The organism is Stenotrophomonas geniculata ATCC 19374 = JCM 13324, from assembly GCF_001431625.1.
GTDB lineage: Bacteria > Pseudomonadota > Gammaproteobacteria > Xanthomonadales > Xanthomonadaceae > Stenotrophomonas > Stenotrophomonas geniculata.
On record NZ_LLXT01000068.1, the window covers coordinates 72,094 to 90,090 of the forward strand.

The 17,997-nt window shown below is 62.4% G+C and carries 17 protein-coding genes; 9 read left to right on the forward strand and 8 right to left on the reverse strand.

All coding sequences use genetic code 11. The annotated features are described in order from the left end of the window. Window positions 1-220: 220 nt before the first annotated feature. On the forward strand, window positions 221-1,450 hold the full coding sequence (locus ARC63_RS23575) for an HNH endonuclease (RefSeq protein ID WP_231298571.1): 1,230 nt from the start codon (window positions 221-223) through the stop codon (window positions 1,448-1,450). A 238-nt stretch (window positions 1,451-1,688) separates the two neighbouring features. On the opposite strand, the gene ARC63_RS03865 is transcribed toward ARC63_RS23575, so the two are convergent. The 4 genes from ARC63_RS03865 to ARC63_RS03880 all read right to left on the reverse strand — a co-directional run bounded on the left by ARC63_RS03865 (window position 1,689) and on the right by ARC63_RS03880 (window position 4,266). Continuing rightward, the gene (locus tag ARC63_RS03865; RefSeq protein WP_057502566.1) at window positions 1,689-2,096 is read right to left on the reverse strand and encodes a hypothetical protein; all 408 of its coding nucleotides are present in this window, start codon (window positions 2,094-2,096) and stop codon (window positions 1,689-1,691) included. Window positions 2,097-2,098: 2 nt separating this feature from the next. Next, complete coding sequence (locus ARC63_RS23890; RefSeq protein WP_057502567.1) at window positions 2,099-2,617, reverse strand: H-NS family nucleoid-associated regulatory protein; 519 nt, start codon at window positions 2,615-2,617, stop codon at window positions 2,099-2,101. Window positions 2,618-2,694: 77 nt separating this feature from the next. Beyond that, a complete protein-coding gene (locus tag ARC63_RS03875) occupies window positions 2,695-3,237 on the reverse strand; it encodes a WYL domain-containing protein (RefSeq protein WP_057502568.1) in 543 nt (180 codons plus the stop codon). Window positions 3,238-3,321: 84 nt separating this feature from the next. Further along, the gene (locus ARC63_RS03880; RefSeq protein ID WP_139042381.1) at window positions 3,322-4,266 is read right to left on the reverse strand and encodes a hypothetical protein; all 945 of its coding nucleotides are present in this window, start codon (window positions 4,264-4,266) and stop codon (window positions 3,322-3,324) included. Window positions 4,267-4,658: 392 nt separating this feature from the next. On the opposite strand from ARC63_RS03880, the gene ARC63_RS22645 reads away from it, so the two are divergent. From ARC63_RS22645 to ARC63_RS03920, 7 genes are all read left to right on the forward strand, one after another. Continuing rightward, a complete protein-coding gene (locus ARC63_RS22645; RefSeq protein WP_082587805.1) occupies window positions 4,659-5,033 on the forward strand; it encodes an HNH endonuclease in 375 nt (124 codons plus the stop codon). A gap of 536 nt (window positions 5,034-5,569) precedes the next feature. Further along, window positions 5,570-6,070: a hypothetical protein gene (locus ARC63_RS03890; protein ID WP_057502571.1), complete on the forward strand. Its 501-nt coding sequence runs from the start codon at window positions 5,570-5,572 to the stop codon at window positions 6,068-6,070. Between the two features lie 319 nt (window positions 6,071-6,389). After that, window positions 6,390-7,313, forward strand: coding sequence for a Y-family DNA polymerase (locus tag ARC63_RS03900; RefSeq protein WP_057502573.1), 924 nt, complete (start codon window positions 6,390-6,392; stop codon window positions 7,311-7,313). Window positions 7,314-7,373: 60 nt separating this feature from the next. Then, window positions 7,374-8,786 (forward strand): hypothetical protein, encoded by a 1,413-nt coding sequence (locus ARC63_RS03905; protein ID WP_057502574.1) that lies wholly within the window; start codon window positions 7,374-7,376, stop codon window positions 8,784-8,786. A gap of 55 nt (window positions 8,787-8,841) precedes the next feature. Continuing rightward, window positions 8,842-9,081 carry a hypothetical protein gene (locus tag ARC63_RS03910; RefSeq protein ID WP_057502575.1) on the forward strand — a complete coding sequence of 80 codons (240 nt, stop codon included), beginning with the start codon at window positions 8,842-8,844 and terminating at the stop codon, window positions 9,079-9,081. A gap of 112 nt (window positions 9,082-9,193) precedes the next feature. Next, the gene (locus ARC63_RS03915) at window positions 9,194-9,967 is read left to right on the forward strand and encodes a hypothetical protein (RefSeq protein WP_057502576.1); all 774 of its coding nucleotides are present in this window, start codon (window positions 9,194-9,196) and stop codon (window positions 9,965-9,967) included. 23 nt (window positions 9,968-9,990) lie between these two features. Then, window positions 9,991-10,956 carry a TIR domain-containing protein gene (locus ARC63_RS03920; protein WP_057502577.1) on the forward strand — a complete coding sequence of 322 codons (966 nt, stop codon included), beginning with the start codon at window positions 9,991-9,993 and terminating at the stop codon, window positions 10,954-10,956. Between the two features lie 462 nt (window positions 10,957-11,418). On the opposite strand, the gene ARC63_RS03925 is transcribed toward ARC63_RS03920, so the two are convergent. The 4 genes from ARC63_RS03925 to ARC63_RS03940 form a co-directional block, all read right to left on the reverse strand. Next, entirely contained in the window at window positions 11,419-11,682 is a 264-nt protein-coding gene (locus ARC63_RS03925; RefSeq protein WP_057502578.1) for a hypothetical protein, read from the reverse strand. A gap of 289 nt (window positions 11,683-11,971) precedes the next feature. After that, window positions 11,972-12,415 (reverse strand): hypothetical protein, encoded by a 444-nt coding sequence (locus ARC63_RS03930; RefSeq protein ID WP_057502579.1) that lies wholly within the window; start codon window positions 12,413-12,415, stop codon window positions 11,972-11,974. A 133-nt stretch (window positions 12,416-12,548) separates the two neighbouring features. Continuing rightward, window positions 12,549-13,322, reverse strand: a complete 774-nt coding sequence (locus tag ARC63_RS03935) for a hypothetical protein (RefSeq protein ID WP_057502580.1) — start codon at window positions 13,320-13,322, stop codon at window positions 12,549-12,551. Window positions 13,323-13,333: 11 nt separating this feature from the next. Continuing rightward, window positions 13,334-15,229, reverse strand: a complete 1,896-nt coding sequence (locus ARC63_RS03940) for a site-specific integrase (protein WP_057502597.1) — start codon at window positions 15,227-15,229, stop codon at window positions 13,334-13,336. Between the two features lie 136 nt (window positions 15,230-15,365). Here ARC63_RS03940 and mutS point away from each other — a divergent pair, with 136 nt between their 5' ends. Continuing rightward, window positions 15,366-17,987 carry a DNA mismatch repair protein MutS gene (gene mutS, locus ARC63_RS03945; RefSeq protein WP_082587807.1) on the forward strand — a complete coding sequence of 874 codons (2,622 nt, stop codon included), beginning with the start codon at window positions 15,366-15,368 and terminating at the stop codon, window positions 17,985-17,987. Window positions 17,988-17,997 lie beyond the last annotated feature (10 nt).

The window sequence follows — 17,997 nt, forward strand, 5'->3', positions numbered from 1 at the left end:
GCCTGTTCCAGCCGGTCTTTCAGCGCCCGAGGCACGCGAACCTCCATCTGCACGTAAGGTGGCCGGCTCACGTGGACAGCCTCGCCAGGGTGAGCACCCACGCCAACGCCGAACCGGCCAGGATTTGGGCACGCAAGCGGTAATGCATCGGTAAGCCCGGCGTCGCCGCTGGAAGACGCTACGGCACATTGCGATACTTGCGTCACATAAGGGGGAGCACATGGGTATCGAACGGGAGTTTCAGAGCTACGGCGCCCAGCTGGTCAATCGTGCGTGGGCGGTTTCCGCGGTGACCGCTGATCCACGGGAGGTGGTGGTGAGCCTCTGGCAACACAAAATCGCCACGCGCGACGGACGGTGGTTCTACGATGATTCGCTCGCGCGGTGGAATGGCGCGGGCAAGAACTTGCTCAAGGAGCACCTGGGCGTGGCCTACCGCGAAGGGTTGCGCTTGCGGGCCGTGGTCGCGACCCAACACAACCGCGCCGAGCGCGAACGGAATCCAGACAAGGCCCCGCGCAACACGTTCAAGGCGCGCCCCGAGTGGGTGGGCCATGTGGAGCTGCTGGACGGTGACCATTTCGTGCTAGCGTTCGACCACGTCGACGAGACGGCCACTCCCCCCGCAGGAGCGAAGTATTGGCGGGTTGCCGAAGCGGTGGAAGCGATGGGGGGCGGAACGCTGGCTGAGGTGGGCGAATGGATTGAGACTCACTTCCCCTCGGACCCCCTCGCCGACTTGCGGGCCAATCTGGAGCACCTGACGGTCAACTCCCCGAGCCGCCCCCACTACAACCGCGACCGATCCGACTGGCGCACCGACTCGGGCCACCCCCACGACCGGTTGTTCAAGATCGTGGACGCCGGTCCTCCCGAGCGGGCCCGCTATGTGCAGTTCAACCCAGCCGTCCACGGCCATCTGGATCTCCGGAAAGGCGACGATGGGAAATGGGTGGCCGTGCCCTTGCTCCAGGACGAGCAAACGCGTGCGGAAGCGCAAGGCCAGGCCGACGCGTTCGAGCATGCACCTCCGATCGATAATGAGCACGACGCCCGGGTGTGGTCCATGCGCGGCGTTGCGCAACGCCGCGGCCAACCCTTGTTTCGCGCCCGCCTGCTTGACGCCTACGATCGCCAGTGCGCCATCACGGGGTGCTCTGCCTTGGAGGTGCTGGAAGCGGCGCACGTGCTGCCCTACAGGGGCGAACACACCAACCGCATGGACAACGGCCTACTCCTTCGTGCCGATCTCCACACCCTGTTCGATTGCCAACTGCTTTGGATCACGGCCGAGAACACGGTGGCTCTCGCTCCGGCTCTCCTGGCCACCGACTACGCTTCTCTTCAAGGCCTGCAGCTTCGTCTGCCGGTGTCCAAAGGAGATCACCCCAACCCGGCTCACCTGGCCGAGCACGCGACGGCATGCAAGACCCGCCACTCGCTGCAATAGGTCCAGGGCTCAGCGAAGCATGATCCGAAGACGCCGACCCAACCTGGGCACTGCAGTACCTCCCAAACGAACCGGCCGACACACCGATGAAACAAAGCCCCTTGTGGGGGCTCCGGGGGTCGGCGCTTGAGTGGGGATCCTCGCCCCCGTCTCCCGTTTCCGGCTGAGATAGCCTAGACGGCACCCCATGGTTACGAAAGCCTTACGGACCGCCATCGGTGGCCATGAGTGTCGGATGTCAGACTTCTTCCCGGACCGCGTCGGATTTCTCAGCCAGCCACTGCTCAACGGTTTTGCCTTTGAGCTCGTGAGCAAAGTCACTGGCGCACAGCATTCTCTCGTCTTGCCTTATGTTTGCGACGGCATGGGCGGCCAGGATGGAAGCGGCTTGGAGGTGCTGCTTGGTGCGACCGCGCTCCGACCAATCGTTCGGCAGCGCCTTTAGCGCGCCCAGGGCTTCCTTTCCAGAGAGGTATTGAAGGCAGGTCAGCATGGACCACTGAAGCCCGACTTCTTCTCGCAACCAGCGCCCAGCCGCCTTCTCGTCAAGGCGGCCCTCCATGGTGTCCAGGAGTGCGTGGGCCGCTGCAATGGCCTTGCCTTGGGGCGAGAGCCGGCTCTTCTTCTTGGGGAACAGGCCGCGCATGATCAGACCTTCTTGCTGGCCTTCTTGGCGACGGCTTTCTTCGCAAGTTTCTTGACGGCCTTCTGGGCGGCCTTCTTCACCGGCTTGCCCGCCTTCTTGGCAACCTTAGCGCGCGCCTTGTTCACCGTACCTCCGGCCGGGGGGAACTTCGCTCCGGGGTTGGCCTGAGCCCACGCCTTGCCCTCGGCGGACTTGGCCCACGCGGTGAAGGCCTTGGGGGCCAACCCCCGACCAGCCCACGTCTCACCGCTTGGGAGGCGATACTTCGGCGCCACCTTGCCCAGCTTGCGGCCCTTGAGGGGACCCGCGGCAGCCTTGGCGGGACGCGCCGGCTTGGCGTCGATCGTTTCCCCGATGAGCTTGGCCACCTGCCGCCGCTGGGCCGGACTGAGGACCTTCGCATACTTCTGGAGGACCGCCAGGGCTTTGGGCACCTCACCGTCGCGCTTCTCGACCAGCTTCTTCTGGGCTTCGAGCTGTTTGATTTCGGCGTTGAGGGATTTCAGGGTGGTTAGGGCCAAGGGGCACCTCCGTTCAAGGGAGCCATGGGTTATAGCTCATAGGCTGGGTAGAGGCCAAATAGTGGCCGGAAGTTAGATTACGGGCGCATAGCCGCCACGCGACTCATCTGCTCGATACGGGACAGGACGAAGTGACGCTTGGCTTGCCTCAGATGGCAGTAGGCCAATACGCACCGGGACGCATGGCTGGCGCGGTGCAGGTGCGTCAACTCCAAGGACGTCACGGTGCGCCACTGCGGCACCTGCCCTTCCTTCGTGTAGAGGAATCGAACATCGCTGCCTTCCTCCATCACTTGGCGAATCTCCATCGACACCGGATCGATGAACGCGGCCATGGGGTCATGCCTCTGGCGCCGAAACGCCCCGTTGCGCCAAGCCGGCACCAGAAAAATCGCCAAGCCAGCCGCGATGGGAAGCGCGCGTTTCCACCATGGGGTGGGGTCGCGCCCAGGCAAAACGCCACCGTGGTGTGAACACGCACCGGTTTCCCCGATAGAGGGCGAGTGCCAACCGTCGGCACACCGCGACGGTAAGTTGGGTTCGTCAAGCAATGCGAACAGCAGACCGCCCACTGCGAGGGCCAACACCAACGCGCCGATCTCGCGCTCGCTGAAACGCATCAGGCTGTGGCCTTGACGAGCTCGTAATACGGCGCGCGCCTATCGTGAAAAGCCCTCGCTTCGTCTTCGTCAGAGTGGCACATGTCAAAGCCCTCTCGCCGCAATACGGGCGCTCAGGTCATCTGCGAAGGCCAGCACGGCGTCCGCCAGGGCCTCCACCTCGGCGGTGGTCGCATAGACGGCCTCGGTGCGATCCTTGTTCTGCCCGAACCGATGAACGATGTCATGTCGTTTCGACGCGGCTGCAGTGAAGCCATACGTGTCATGGCTAGGCATCTCTACGTCCAACAGAGCCGCGAGGAACGGCCAGTTGCTGCGCCAGCGATGCCAGACCATGTCTTTCATGCCGTTGTGGATCCGCTGTCGTCGCCCTTCCATTTCCATCTGTTCTCCGCCCACCATGTCTTTCAACCGGCGATCACTCGAGAAGGATGCCCGTGCGGCCACCAGACGGTCGACGCTGCCAGCCTCGTTGGCCAGCCACCACACAGCCGTTTCCCACAGGAAAGTTTCCAGTGCGGTGATCAGAGCGGCGTAAACCAAGTTCCTTGCCTGAAACTTGCCGGGCTCGGGCCCTTCCATCTGCAGCACCAACATCAGATCGCCCGACCGTTTCCGGAGATCTTGGATGGGGCTGTCGGCGGTTTCGACCTCAACATCCCAGTCTTCCTCGGCGGTGAGCGCTGTCGGTGCCAACTCATCACCTATCTCGGTGAAGATGTCGGCCACCAGCTGCTCGATCGTGTCGAAGTCGGCAACCCCTTCAAAGCGCTCCATGAGCACGTCGCGGGGATGCCAGGGACCACCGCGGGTGTAGATGTAGCCCACTTCGGAGTTATAGGGGGTTTCGTTAGCCGGATCGCAGTAACGGGCCATCAGCCAGTGCCGCATCGCGACCGATTGCTGCTCGGGATCGGCTGCGCGCAACCAGTCGTCATCGATCTCGCAGGTGTCCAGGTCGCTGAAAGCCTCCGAATCAACCTCCGGCAATTCGTCGTCCAACCCCATCATTCGCTTAGAAAGACTCACTGCCCCTCCTCAATGCCACCAAGTTGCACCCGTGCCGGCGCAACATAATGTTGATCCAACGGTTCACGGAATCGATGTGGTCACCCGCCTCGTTTTCAGTCACATCGGCGTCTCCGACCAACGCCATCCAAAATTATCCGTCCGTAAGAAAACGAAGTTAGCAGCTCTTGAAACCAGGCTTCCAAGGAGTAGAGCTGGCCATCAATTGGTCAAGGGCAGTCCAAGGGCACTTATGACACATCTTGACACCCACCGCCTTGGAGAGCGATAACTCCGTTGCCGCGAGGGGAAATACCCCCGGCGTATTGCCTACTTAGCTCAAGGCAACAGGTTCCCGAACCGATCGCACAAGCGACGACGGGATGGTTTTTCCTGTCTTTTGAGATCTAAGCATGGCCAAACTCCAACGCTTGAGAACCGCCGCTTTCCACACCCAGAAGGGCCGCTGCTGCTATTGCAGCTTGCCAATGTGGAACGTCTCTCCCGATGAACTAAAGCCGTTCGGCCTGCGCGCTAAAACGGCCACGCCGCTCCGTTGCACCGCCGAACACCTGCTGGCCCAGCAAGAGGGCGGCAAGGACGTGGCCGGCAACATCGCTGCCGCCTGCTGGCTTTGCAACACACGCCGGCACAAACGCAAATCGCCGCCCACCCCCGAGGCTTACCGCGCCTTCGTGCAGAAACGTCTAGCTAAGGGCAAGTGGCACCCGCCGGTGGTGGCCAGACTACGTGTCAAAGCACCTGGAACGCCACCACCCGCCGGATGAGCTCCGCTACGCTCACGCTCTGGCGCTGCGCCTCGCGGCGGACGCGGTCGTGCAGGTCTCGGGAAGCCCGGATGGGCGGCAAGCGGTCGTCCCTAGGGCCGGCGACTGGAGAGTGCAACAGCTGGGGATGCGCCAGGTAGGCGGTGAGCCATTGGCGCACGACGCCCGTGGCTACACGCCGGTCCACGTCGCCCTGCTCACCGCCGACACACCGACCGTTCGCGCGTTGCTGGACAACGGTGCTGATCCGTTGGTGACCACGAAGCTGGCCCAAGCCCGGAACATGGGCGCCAAGACTCTGGTTGCATATCGCCACGGTCGGGCGCACGCGCAGCCACCGGGCAGCCGAGAGCGTGACGCCGAGTTCGCCGTGTGCAAAGCAGTGGACCGCCTGTGGGATGAGCGCGGCGCGCCGGCTACCGAGGACGACACCCACTGGTGGATGAAAGGGGGTCGAGGACGCGGCGGACATAGCTGCCCTACAGGGGCGTCCGTGGAAGGCTGCGGGGTAGCAGAGGCTGGTCTACGATGTGGCCATGCCCGTCTCCGACCACCTCGCCATCCCTCTGTTTCGAGCATTTGCCCTGCTCGAATACCAGCTCAAGCGCCGCCAGGCATTTCTGAGGGCGGATCGGCATGGCAATGCAATGGTGGACTGGTCCGAAGTGAAGGCAGCAGTGGACGGTTTTCCAGCCGCTGACTTCGTCTTGCAGCTCGACGCCTTCACCCGACAGAAGGTGCTCGAGAGGGCACGTGAGCGACCAAGAGTTCAAGTGGTCGTCAATGCGGGGGGCCGGCGGAAGGCAACCTTCGAACCACGCCCACTGCAGCCACCGAATGAAGCTCGATCCGACGCTCGCGCCTTAGTGGAAGCGGCCAAGCGCGTGCGCAACAACCTATTCCACGGCGGCAAAGAAGATCCGGGCGAGCAACCTTTCGACGGCGACGACGATGAGTGGGGCGACGCCGCACTCGACGTCGCACGGACGCTGCTCACGCTCGTGGACCGAGGAGCGTTCGGGCCACCCGATCCCTAAACGTTTGCGCGTGGAACCGCCCCGACCAGCGCCCCATCGGTTTCACGGCCCACGCCTCCCATAATGGGGCAAGGGGTTGGGCGGCTGTCCAGCCAGCAGTTACATGAGGGGCCGCCCACGGGTAGGCGCGGCCTTCAACTCGTCAGCCACTTCCCTTTGCAGCGCTTTCCGCTCCCTCCTTGCCTTGCGACGCATGTTCCGTTGCTCCTCGGCTTCCTGTTTCGCTTTTTGTTGCTCAAGGCAGTTTTTCAATCGTTCTGCGCGATGATTTTTTACCCACGGGTCGTTTTGGTGCTCGATCAGCCACTCGCATGACTCCATGTCCAAGTTCGCCATACCACCTACTCCCATATTTGGCCTCGTTGACGGAAACAATTTCTACGCCAGTTGCGAGCGGGTTTTCAACCCGTCGCTGCGCGGCCAGCCGGTGTGCATGTTGTCTAACAACGACGGATGCGCGATCGCCCGCAGCAAGGAGTGCAAGAACCTGGGCGTGAAGATTGGCCAGCCCATCCACGAAGTGCCGTCTCACATCCGCCGACAGCTTCGAATCTTCTCGGCGAACTTCGGCCTCTACGGGGACCTGTCAAGCCGAGGCGTGTCGGTGCTGCGGGAGTGGTTCCCGCGCGTGGAGGTCTACTCCATTGACGAATCGTTCGTGACCTTCGACGGCGTGCCGGCGGAGCAATGCGAGGCGATGGCCCGCCAGGCCCGTGCCCAAATCCTCCAGTTGGTGGGCATTCCGTGTTGGGTGGGCATCGGTCCCACGAAGACCTTGGCCAAGCTGGCCAACAAGCTGGCCAAGAAGACACCACACGGGGTGGTCACGGCTCTGCCCGGTTCGCCCGAGCTGGAAACCTATCCGGTCGAGGACGTGTGGGGCGTGGGGCGCAAGCTCACGGCCAAGCTGGGCGCTGAAGGCATCTTCACCGCGGCAGACCTGGCCCGTGCCGATCCCGACAAGGCCATGTGGAAGACCGGCTACCGCTACAAGAAAGCCGGGGTGGGGTTGCTCGACCTCACCCACGACGACGTCCACCAAGGCGATCTGTGCGCCGGCATAGATCCCCGATCGCAAGCGCTCATGAAGGTGATGGACCAAGCCAACGCTAAGTTCGGCCGAGGCACCATGGGCATGGCGTCCTCGGCCTGGCGACCAAAGGGACCGGCGCTGGCCAAGCCGGTGTGGGCGTTGAACCAGAAAAACTTGTCGCCGGCTTATACGACCGGTGAGATCAGCTGATCAAGGTGCGTTGAGCCGTGCCGATAAGGTAGATTTCCTAGGATTGAAACAGGGGGAAGGATGGACGCACAGACGATTTTCAGCATGCTCGCGGCAGCCGCCGCCGGCGCCGCCGTTGCATGGGTAATCAGCAGCAGGCGCCGCCCGCCCACCACCGCATCGGCAGTCGTCAATCCTGAGGCAGGCACGTCCGAATCAACCCGCCCCACTGGAGCGACTGGGCTGCCGTTGCCAGCGCCAATGGCATCCTCCTTGATCGTTCAGAACCTCGCCGGCGAGAACGCCCTTGCGGTGACGGAGGTTCCGACGGACTTGTTCGAAAAGGTGTCGGGAAAGGGCCGCAAACCGCCCAAGGCCGTGGGTCGGCTGAACGCGTTGCTCCAAGCAGCCCCCACTGCCGCATTGGCAGCCCAAGGCGTGCCCGAGAACGTGTTCGAAGTGGCGATCAACGGTCCCCTGCTGAACGCCAAAGACGCAGCGGGCAATGTCATCGAAGGAACCTATCGGGCGATGACAAACGGCGGAAGCGGTGGCATCAAGGAGCACGGGCTGCTGACCAAGCCCGAGAACCTGAGCAACGCCATGAACGCAGCCGCGGTCTGGCAGGTTGCCTCAGTTGTGGTTGCCCAAAAGCACCTGGCTGACATCAGCGAGAAGCTGGATGGGATCGTGACCACGATCAATCGCGTGGAGGGGAAACTGGACGCTCAGCGTCGCGGCGCCTTAATGGGGGCAATGGACACGCTTAAAGAGGTTTCCGTGCCCATTCTTCAAGGCGAGCACACCACTCACAATCGGCAGACGCTCGAAGATCAGTATCAGAAGATGATGGATAAAAAGCACGAGATCCATCAGCTTCTCAGAGACCGCATCGATGCCCTATCCGACCTTCAGGACACCCAAACGTTTGGTGCCTCGGGATTTCCAGACAAGATCCGAGAGGAAATTGGCAAGATCGAAACCTTGTTCCAGGAGACTTTGCTCTGCTCACGAGTGCGATTCCAAGCGTGGTCCCTTCTTACCGTTTTGCAAGGAGAGCCACTGCTGAAAAAGCAGCGCTATCGGACCATCCAACACGATTTCGATCAGATCTTTTCTCCGGATGGACTGCGCTCGGTGTTCGAACAGAACGTCACCGATCTGATCCTGCGCGTTGATTCCAAGATGGTTCTCAAGTCAACGCTTGCTAACCACCGAACTGAGCTGACAAAAGAGCTGCGCTCGACCCTGTCCGCACTTGATCAAGACATTCGGGCAGAGCGCTCTATCATTGCTCATGGAGAAGCGCTCCTGAGCGACGCCACACAACCCACCCGAGTCCTCGTCAGAACCAAGGGCAGTCAGGTGATTGAATTCAAGCATCTTCCCGCCAACGTCACACCCGAGCTGCTGGAGCACGACATGCAGCCGACGGTGTTCCCGGCACATCTACTCCAGGCAGTCTCCGAACCAGCGTTGGCTCAAAGGCATTGATCACCGCCCGCTAGGGTCAGGCTTCGCTTTTAGCTGCCGAGCACGGTAGGTTTCGGTGACGAAATCAACAAAAGCCACGGCGGAGGCGAAGGGCTTCTTCGTGACCTGGACGATCGTGGTGGCTGCCCATCTGACTTCTTTTCTGGGCCTGGGCTTCGCTGACCTGCTGCCGCATCCTGAGCAAGTCCGGGCGATCTTCAGCTTGCTCGTCCTAGCGCTCGTGCCGGCGCACGTGGTGGTGCCCGGTCTGGTGGCAATTGTCTACAGCATGATGCGCCGGACCTCATCCAGGTAGGCGCTTCCTGATGTTCCCATCAAGAGGCCCCGCTTCGGCGGGGCCTTTGCGTTGCGTCCGTCCATTAAATCTGGCACAAGGATTTTAGGACGTATATCAGCGAGGAAAGGGAATGGCGGACACTGGAGCGGACGGGGAGCAGACGAAGAAGGAGGCAAGCAACCCGGGCGCGAAGTCGCCTTCGCACATCGCTTCTGCGCTAACAACGATGGCGGGCGGCATCTTGGCCGTGGCCACCCTGATCGGGTTCTTCCTTCATTTGGCCGGTGATGTCGCGCATTCGACCTACTTGACGGAGATGGGTGTTCCTGCGGGCCTCTTCCCCCAGGCCACCGATGCAAAAATCATCCATGGCTACTACGTGGTCATCATCCAAGGCATTCGGCTGATCAGCGACATTCCTTGGGGCATCGTGTTTACCATGATCGGAATGTCCACGCTGTCCATTGTCATCGCCCGTGCGCCCGTCAAGGAGAACACAGCGATGCGAGGGTGGCTTGAGCGGCGATCCTATTGGATCAGACAACCTATCGTTGCGCTCCTGGGATCAGCGGTGTTCCTCTCTGCCGCAGCGAGCGTCGGTTGCTTTGTCCTGCTATTGGCTATCGTGCCGGGCCTTGTAGGGGAGAAATTTGGCAAAAGCAAAGCCGACGAAACAAAGAAGCTGCTTCTTGCGGAAGCCTCGGCAAAGGGCTCAGAACTCTGGAAGGATTCAGAGCGCCTTGCCGAAGGCCGCGTTATTGAGGCGAGCGACAGCTGGATCGCAATCTACGACAGCGAGCTGAAGACGGTGCGAATTCTCAAAAACGATGGCATTGAAATAAGAACTCACCTATCGACTGCAAAGGCGTCTGACCAGGCTAGTTCGCCCATGCAATCGCAATAACTTCACCTACTCAGGAGAACGTTGTGCCCACCGTGTTCTTTTCCTACTCCCACGCCGACGAGGACCTTCGGGACCAGCTTGAGAAGCAGTTGGCCATGCTCAAGCGGCAAGGTGTGATTGAGACTTGGCATGATCGCCGCATTGGCGCGGGGCAAGAGCTCGGTCAGGTGATCGATGATCACATCAACAGCGATGACATCATTTTGCTATTGGTCAGTCCGGACTTCATCGCCTCCGATTACTGCTACGACATCGAGATGAAACGGGCCATGGAACGCCACGAAGCAGGCGAAGCCATCGTCATCCCCGTCATTTTGCGTGCTTGCGACTGGCACCACGCGCCCTTCGGAAAGCTACTCGGCACACCCAAAGACGGCAAGCCTGTCACCCAATGGCCGGACCGAGATGAAGCGTTTCTCCAGGTGGCCAGATCGGTTCGGGACGCCGCCGGACGCATTTCAGGGAGCCAAGCTCCGGCCACCGTGAAAAATCCCTCGCCGAAGGCAACCGTCAGACAAAGTGATGCCAGCCAATCAATAACCAGCCCACGCTCGAGCAACTTGCGGTTGTCCAAGACCTTCACCCAACGGGACAAGGACCATTTCAAGGCCGAGACGTTCGAATACATTGCCCGTTACTTCGAGAACTCTCTTGCTGAACTGCAGGCAAGGAACCCAGGATTTGAAGGCGTGTTCCGGCGGGTGGATGCTAACCGCTTCTTTGCCACGATCTACAAGGATGGCAAGGACGTTGCACGAGCGACCGTCTATATGGGTGGCATGCTGGGCGGGATCAACTACCTTCAAGGCGAAACTGACAGCAGCAACTCGTCCAACGAGTCTCTGTCAGTCCAGGCTGACGACCAAATGCTCTTCCTGACCAGCATGGGCATGTCATCGTTCGGACGCGAGCGTGAGCAGAAGCTCACCCAGGAGGGAGCAGCGGAGTTGCTGTGGGGACTGGTTATCGCTCCACTTCAGCGGGGATAGAGCGCCATCATTCCTCAAAGCTGTTTTAATCGCAGAGACCGCCATCCAATAGTTAGGAAGGGTTATGAGAATCAAGTCGAATTCGTATGGAAAAGTACCCAGCAGTCCCGCCCCTGAAGTAGGAGACAAAGGCGAGCCGATTCCGGCGAAGAATCAACTTCCAGAACCAATTCCCGCTCTCTCCGACGAGGGGCTAGTGGCCGGCGATGTGCAACTGGCAAGTTCTGGTGATGTCGACAAGCCCAGCACAATCACAAGTCCCCCGCGTGCAAGTGGCAAGAGGCCCGTAAGAAGATATTACTTGGTCCCTCCGAAAGGGACGACTTGTCCGCCAGAGCATGTCAGCCTGCAGCTTGCTTCGAAGTGGGCGGCCTATGAAATCCCAGGCGGACGACACATAGGCAGTTACGATTCGGAAGAACAGGCGATCCTCTGGCTAGAAGAACACGGGTATCGGGAGGGCTAACTCCCCTGTTTTTCATCGGCGGACCAGAGCCGTGGGAGATCTCGGATCGCGTTACCCAAGCCGTCCACAGGCTTGTAGACGCTGCCAATGTCGATGTCTTGAACCTTCGGCGCGTTAGCAACTGAACGGTTCTCCCAGTTTGCATGCCAATGATCGATGCAAACGTCGGTCGCTAGGTCCGCCTCTTTTTTTGCCTGCGCGACGGGCAGTCGGTGTAGCGCGGCAAGGAAAGCGGCATTCCAGAAATCCTCAATTTTCATGTTTGGTCTCTCGGCTAAAGAGCTGATCTAGCAAACATGGGCGCATTGTCAATCCTGAAGCTCCACAATTGTCACGTGTGCGAGCGCTATCCCTACCGGCCACGCGCGACAGGCTAGCTGCGAAGGAGGCCTAACCGCGACGGTGGCTAGATACAAACAGGACACCCCTTTGGGTCGCGCTCCTCGGGATGATCATGGGCTCAGACGCGGGCGGATCCGCCATCTTCGCTCCATTTCGATTCAAAGACCGCGAGAACCGAACATAAGCGGAAACGAAGGTGATCATGTATCAGTACCCCCTGTCAGACTGCCCCTTGGAATTAAGGAAGTCGACAAACGCCTCGTCCCCCAAGTCTTTGGCCTCTTCTTTCGGCTCCCCCTCTTCCACGCTCGCCCCTGCACCAATCAGTGCCTCGGCGACCTGGCACTTAACCTCGAAATCGAGCTCCAAGTCACGGGCCAGCCAGACCAAGGGCGGCTGATCCTCATCGTCGTCTGTGTAGGTGTACGCATCGGGGTCCAGGCCGGTAGCTAAGAGCGCCGTCACCAGTTCGACATCCCCCATCGCGCAGGCGTTGTGCAGTTGGGGATACATCAGTGACCGCCCACGCTCCTGCAGGCCTTCTGGGAGCGCCTTCACCGCGTCCAGCATCTCATCGAAGCGCTCACGGAAGGCCTCACTGCCCCCGTAGAGGTCGTCGAAGCCCATGGCCGCTGCAATGCTTTTGTTCATATCTTTTCCCCCTGAGTTTGTAGGACCATCACCTATCCAAGCAGGTGCTACACGCTGCGACATCCGCTAGAACCAACTGCGCGTTGTCTGTAAAACATGCCCGTAGTCGCCCCCCCCGGGCCCGTCTGCCGCGTCACGACTTTTCTTTGTCCCGGGCGAAAGGCCGCACCGACCGACCCGCTGCGTCCCCTAGCGCCCAACGCGCCTCCAGATCGCTGGCTCGCTGAGCGGCTTGCGCTTCGCAGAGTTCATGCATTGCCACCTGCAATACCCTTTCGTAAGCGGCGTGGTAGGGCTCACGCGTCTCCCCGTCGACCCAAGGCGCCTGCAGGGCCATCTCGACTGTGGCATCCCACACGTCGCCACGTTCTAGCGCACCGCTGAGCACTTGGTCGTCCACCACCAAGACATGCCCCGCCACCTGGCCATCCACCAATGCCCACTCATGGGGAACCACGGCAATGTCATCGAGCGTGGCCAGCGATGCGATGCGGCCCAACTTCTTCTGCAGCCGGCTTGCGTCGTCCCGCGCCTGCCGCAGGGCCAACTCGATTTCGAGCTCGCGGACCCGTTGCTGGGCTGCGTCCAGTTCGTCGATCAGGCGACGCTCTTTGACACTGCGCCCTACGCGCGAGGCCTGCCAAGCAACGAGTTCGGTGTAAGGGTAACGGACGTGCTCGTTGGCCCCTCCCGCAGCGCGGCCGGCACCTTTGACGAAAGGCGGCCCTGCCGGAGGCGTTCGACGGCGCCACTCCCCCAGCGTGTCGAAGTGGACCCCCAGGTAACGCGCCGCTGCCTTGGTGCTGATCGTCGGAGGCGGCAAGCCTGCGGCGGCCTTGTTCAGTTCAGCATCCAGTGCCGCAGAGCGCTGCTCGAGGTAGTCCTCTTCTTTACGCTGGCATTCCATTGAGTCGCTCCTTACTGGGCGTCGCGCCGGTTTCTTGCTGAGAAAATCGAGACTGGGGCATCGCCGGACTCGTCCAGGCGGGGCTTGTCCGTGCCTTTCAAGCGGTTCCAAACACGGGGACTCGTGGCCACCATGTGCTCTTCAACCCGGCCCATGGCCTCGCGGAGCTTGGACCACTCCTGCTCGGTGTAGCGTTCCGATACAGCGGCCATTCGATCCTCGCCTCGCCCCAACGTTCTGTGGTGGAGCAGTTGGGACACGATTCGGCTTTCGCCGAACAGGAGGGCGGCGTAACGGCCGAGCGTCCGGCGCAGGTCGTGGAGGGTCAGACCAATGTCGACCTCTGCCCGCAGATCGAGCAACCCCGCGTCCCGGCGCACGTTTGCCACGATGCTCTTGCTGTCCGAGTAGTGCCCCGTGGTGCTTCGGTCCGATCGGGCGGGGAAAACGAACATGGTTTTGGCCAGCGCGCGGCGTGCCCTCTCCGCCTCTCTCTCCAGCTGGTCCAGAAGATCCCGGCGAGCACGCCTGGCTCGGGCGGCGGCCAACACTTCTTCCGCGTCCGCCAAGTCTTGCTTGAGCCTGGTTTCGTCCGCGCGCTCGTCGAAACGCCGCTGCAAAATCTTTTCAGCAAAGTAGGCCACCGGTAGGTAGCGCTCCTCGCCATTCTTGGTGTCAAACAGGTAGACCTGAGACCCTGCCCGCCTCGTGTAAGGGTTGACCTCATCCGGCCCGGCCAACCAGACCCAGGACACTTCCGACTGGCGCAGCTCGCCCGGGGAGCACCGGTCAAACCAGCGCAGGGGAGCGGCCTCGCCGCGGCGGGTGCCCCAGAGCAGGGTCAGCAGCAAGTAGTCCGCGCCGGTGGCGTTCAAGCCGCCTTGCTCGTCCCGCCTGGCCAAGATCACCTTGAGGACCGTGGGAAGCGTCTCGTCCCCCAACGGGTTGCGCACCTCGGCACGCTCGTAGTGGCGGCGCAGCGTTTGCGAGTCCCGCAACATGTCGTCGTCGTGGATGACTTGGAACGGGTTGTAACGCAGCACCGGCTCCCGCTGCTGCTGAGCCGCCGCTTTTCGTTCCCGCTTCAGCACCAGGTCGACCGCCCTCTTCGCGTCCGTGAACGCGTGTTCGGTCGACGCCAGACCAGCCGCTTTGACTCGTTGGATGTACTTCCCGGTCACGCCCAACGCTTCGAGCTGTTGCGTGGAAAGCTCGGCCCAATCCGGCTGACCAGCCAGCGCTTGGCGCATGGGGGTGGGGATCCGGTTGGAGCGCACCATAGACGACCGCCGCAGGCCGTCGAACGCACGGTGGATGTCCTTGTCCAAAAGCTGAAGAATGGGCTTGTCCGCCAGCCCAACTTCCGGCCGGGCAAACCGCGCCAAGCTGTCCTGGATGGCCCGGATGCTGGCGGGCTTGGCTTTCTTGTTGCGGACGCGCTTCTGCAGGTCCTCAACGTAGGCCGCAAAGCAGTCCGCCAGCGTGAGCCCCTTTAGCTCCACCAGCTGCTCGGCTCGGGCCTCTTCCTTCGAAGGATGCTCGCCCGTTTCTCGGACCACGGCCAACTTCCGCCGAGCGAGCTCGTAGGCTTGCTCGGGGTCAATGTCGGTGACGCTGCCCAAGGAGAACCGACGAACCCCGGCCGGGCCTCGGACCACGACTTCGTAAGTGGTGCGGGTCGTGCCCACGTAGAAGCCAAAGCCCGTTGGCGCGCCCTGATTGCCGTCCAGGACGCGGTAAGGCTTTCCGGCGTCTCCGGGCAGTCGAGGGGCGATGACCACCCTTCCCTGCTTGCCTTCGACCGGGCCTTTGGCCACGCTCAGTTCGCAGATTTGGCGGTAGGTCAGCTTAAACTTGGTGCCTCGGCGACGCGGGGCCTCTGCCTGCGTCGCAACAACCGTATCCATGGTCGATCCGCCGTCTGTCCGTCGCAACATCGATTTGATCCTCTTTGAGTGATCACCGCAACTGCGGCGCAACGAAGAACCCCGTTACTTGCCGTCAGCTGCCGGGATCGACCGCTACAAACCGTAGGAAGTTCTCTTGCAAACTACTGATTCAAAAGCGAAACCGTCTACATCGAAGGCCAGTGCAGAGCACACGCCCCTCATGAAGCAGTTCTTCGCGGCCAAGTCCGATTACCCGGACCTGCTGCTGTTCTTCCGCATGGGTGACTTCTACGAACTGTTCTATGACGACGCCCGCAAGGCGGCGCGCCTGCTCGACATCACCCTGACCCAGCGCGGCAGCTCCGGGGGCGCACCGATCCCGATGGCCGGCGTGCCGGTACATGCCTATGAAGGCTACCTGGCGCGGCTGGTGGCACTGGGCGAGTCGGTGGCGATCTGCGAACAGATCGGCGACCCGGCGCTGGCCAAGGGCCTGGTCGAGCGCAAGGTAGTGCGCATCGTCACTCCCGGCACGGTCACCGACGAGGCGCTGCTGGATGAACGCCGCGACACCCTGCTGATGGCCCTGTCGCGAAGCAAGCAGGGCTACGGCCTGGCGTGGGCCGACCTGGCTGGCGGCCGCTTCCTGGTCAACGAAGTGGAAACCGACGACGCCTTGGAAGCCGAGCTGGCACGGCTGGAGCCGGCCGAGCTGCTGGTGCCCGACGAAGAAAACTGGCCGGAGTTCCTGCGCCAGCGCACCGGCGTGCGTCGCCGCGCGCCGTGGCTGTTCGATGCCGACAGTGGCCGCCGCCAGCTGCTGAACTTCTTCAAACTGCATGACCTGAGCGGCTTCGGCATCGATGACAAGCCGCGCGCGACCGCTGCCGCCGGCGCCCTGCTCGGCTATGTCGAGGAAACCCAGAAGCAGCGCCTGCCGCACCTGACCTCCATCGCGATGGAGACTGCCGGCGAGGCGATCGCGATGAACGCCGCCACCCGCCGCCATCTGGAACTGGATACGCGTGTTGATGGCGACACCCGCAATACGCTGCTGGGCGTGCTCGACAGCACGGTGACGCCGATGGGCGGACGCCTGCTGCGGCGCTGGCTGCATCGTCCGCTGCGCCTGCGCGAGGTGCTGGTACAGCGCCACCATGCGGTGGAAACCCTGATCGATCGCGGCAGCGACGCTGACATCCGCGAGCAGTTCCGCCGCCTTGGCGACCTGGAACGCATCCTCACCCGCGTGGCGCTGCGCTCGGCGCGCCCGCGCGATTTCTCCACCCTGCGCGACGGCCTGGGCCTGCTGCCGGCGGTGCGCGACGTGCTGGCCCCGCTGGACTCACCACGCCTGCAGGCCCTGCATGCGGCGCTGGGCGAGCACGACGAGTGCGCGCAGCTGCTGGCCAGCGCCATCGCCGAGATGCCGCCGCTGAAGTTGAGCGACGGCGGCGTGCTGGCCGATGGCTTCGATGAAGAGCTGGACGAACTGCGCCGCCTCTCCACCCACGCCGACCAGTTCCTGGTCGATCTGGAACAGCGCGAGCGCGAAAGCAGCGGCATTGCCACCCTGAAGGTGGGCTACAACCGTGTGCATGGCTACTACATCGAAATCAGCAAGGGCCAGTCCGACCGCGCGCCGGTGCACTACACCCGCCGCCAGACGCTGACCAATGCCGAGCGCTACATCACCGAAGAACTGAAGGCGTTCGAGGACAAGGTGCTGTCCGCGCGCGACCGCTCGCTGTCGCGCGAGAAGTACCTGTACGAGCAGCTGCTGGATACCCTCGGCGGGCAGCTGGAGCCGCTGAAGCAGTGCGCCGCCGCACTCAGCGAACTGGACGTGCTGGCCGCCTTCGCCGAACGCGCGCAGGCGCTGGACTGGGCCCGGCCGGAACTGCAGGCCGAGCCGTGCCTGAAGATCGAACGCGGCCGCCACCCGGTGGTCGAGGCGGTACGCGAGCAGCCGTTCGAACCCAATGATCTGGACCTCCATCCGGACCGTCGCATGCTGGTCATCACCGGCCCGAACATGGGCGGTAAATCGACCTACATGCGGCAGAACGCGCTGATCGTGCTGCTGGCCCACATCGGCAGCTTCGTGCCGGCCAGCCGCGCATTGATCGGCCCGATCGACCGCATCCTGACCCGCATCGGCGCCGGCGATGACCTGGCCCGCGGGCAGTCCACCTTCATGGTCGAAATGGCCGAGACCAGCTACATCCTGCACCACGCCACCGCGCATTCGCTGGTGCTGATGGATGAGATCGGCCGCGGCACGTCCACCTACGATGGCCTGGCGCTGGCCGACGCGGTGGCCCGCCACCTGGCCTACCAGAACCGCTGCTACACGCTGTTCGCCACCCACTACTTCGAGCTGACCGCGCTGGCCGATGAGCAGCACGAAGGCGGCCGCAGCGGTATTGCCAATGTGCACCTGGACGCGGTCGAGCATGGTGAGGCGCTGGTGTTCATGCACGCGGTGAAGGACGGCCCGGCCAACCGCAGCTTCGGCCTGCAGGTGGCGGCCCTGGCAGGCCTGCCGCGCGCCACCGTAGCGCAGGCGCGCCGTCGCCTGGCCGAGCTGGAACAGCGCGGTGGTGAAAGCCATGCCGCCGAGCTGGCACCACAGGCATTGGATGCACCGCAGCAGTTCGGCCTGTTCGCGGCGCCATCGAACAAGGCACAGGAAGCACTGGCCGCCATCGATCCGGACGAACTGACGCCGAAGCAGGCGCTGGAAGCGTTGTATCGCTTGAAAGCGCTGCTGTAGCCGCAGCGCA

Excerpts from the sequence above, each read along its gene's own strand:
- ARC63_RS23575 (WP_231298571.1), top strand. The coding sequence starts at position 221 with ATGGGTATCGAACGGGAGTTTCAGAGCTACGGCGCCCAGCTGGTCAAT.
- ARC63_RS03865 (WP_057502566.1), bottom strand. The coding sequence starts at position 2,096 with ATGCGCGGCCTGTTCCCCAAGAAGAAGAGCCGGCTCTCGCCCCAAGGC.
- ARC63_RS03875 (WP_057502568.1), bottom strand. The coding sequence starts at position 3,237 with ATGCGTTTCAGCGAGCGCGAGATCGGCGCGTTGGTGTTGGCCCTCGCA.
- ARC63_RS22645 (WP_082587805.1), top strand. The coding sequence starts at position 4,659 with ATGGCCAAACTCCAACGCTTGAGAACCGCCGCTTTCCACACCCAGAAG.
- ARC63_RS03890 (WP_057502571.1), top strand. The coding sequence starts at position 5,570 with ATGCCCGTCTCCGACCACCTCGCCATCCCTCTGTTTCGAGCATTTGCC.
- ARC63_RS03900 (WP_057502573.1), top strand. The coding sequence starts at position 6,390 with ATGTCCAAGTTCGCCATACCACCTACTCCCATATTTGGCCTCGTTGAC.
- ARC63_RS03905 (WP_057502574.1), top strand. The coding sequence starts at position 7,374 with ATGGACGCACAGACGATTTTCAGCATGCTCGCGGCAGCCGCCGCCGGC.
- ARC63_RS03915 (WP_057502576.1), top strand. The coding sequence starts at position 9,194 with ATGGCGGACACTGGAGCGGACGGGGAGCAGACGAAGAAGGAGGCAAGC.
- ARC63_RS03925 (WP_057502578.1), bottom strand. The coding sequence starts at position 11,682 with ATGAAAATTGAGGATTTCTGGAATGCCGCTTTCCTTGCCGCGCTACAC.
- ARC63_RS03930 (WP_057502579.1), bottom strand. The coding sequence starts at position 12,415 with ATGAACAAAAGCATTGCAGCGGCCATGGGCTTCGACGACCTCTACGGG.
- ARC63_RS03935 (WP_057502580.1), bottom strand. The coding sequence starts at position 13,322 with ATGGAATGCCAGCGTAAAGAAGAGGACTACCTCGAGCAGCGCTCTGCG.
- ARC63_RS03940 (WP_057502597.1), bottom strand. The coding sequence starts at position 15,229 with ATGGATACGGTTGTTGCGACGCAGGCAGAGGCCCCGCGTCGCCGAGGC.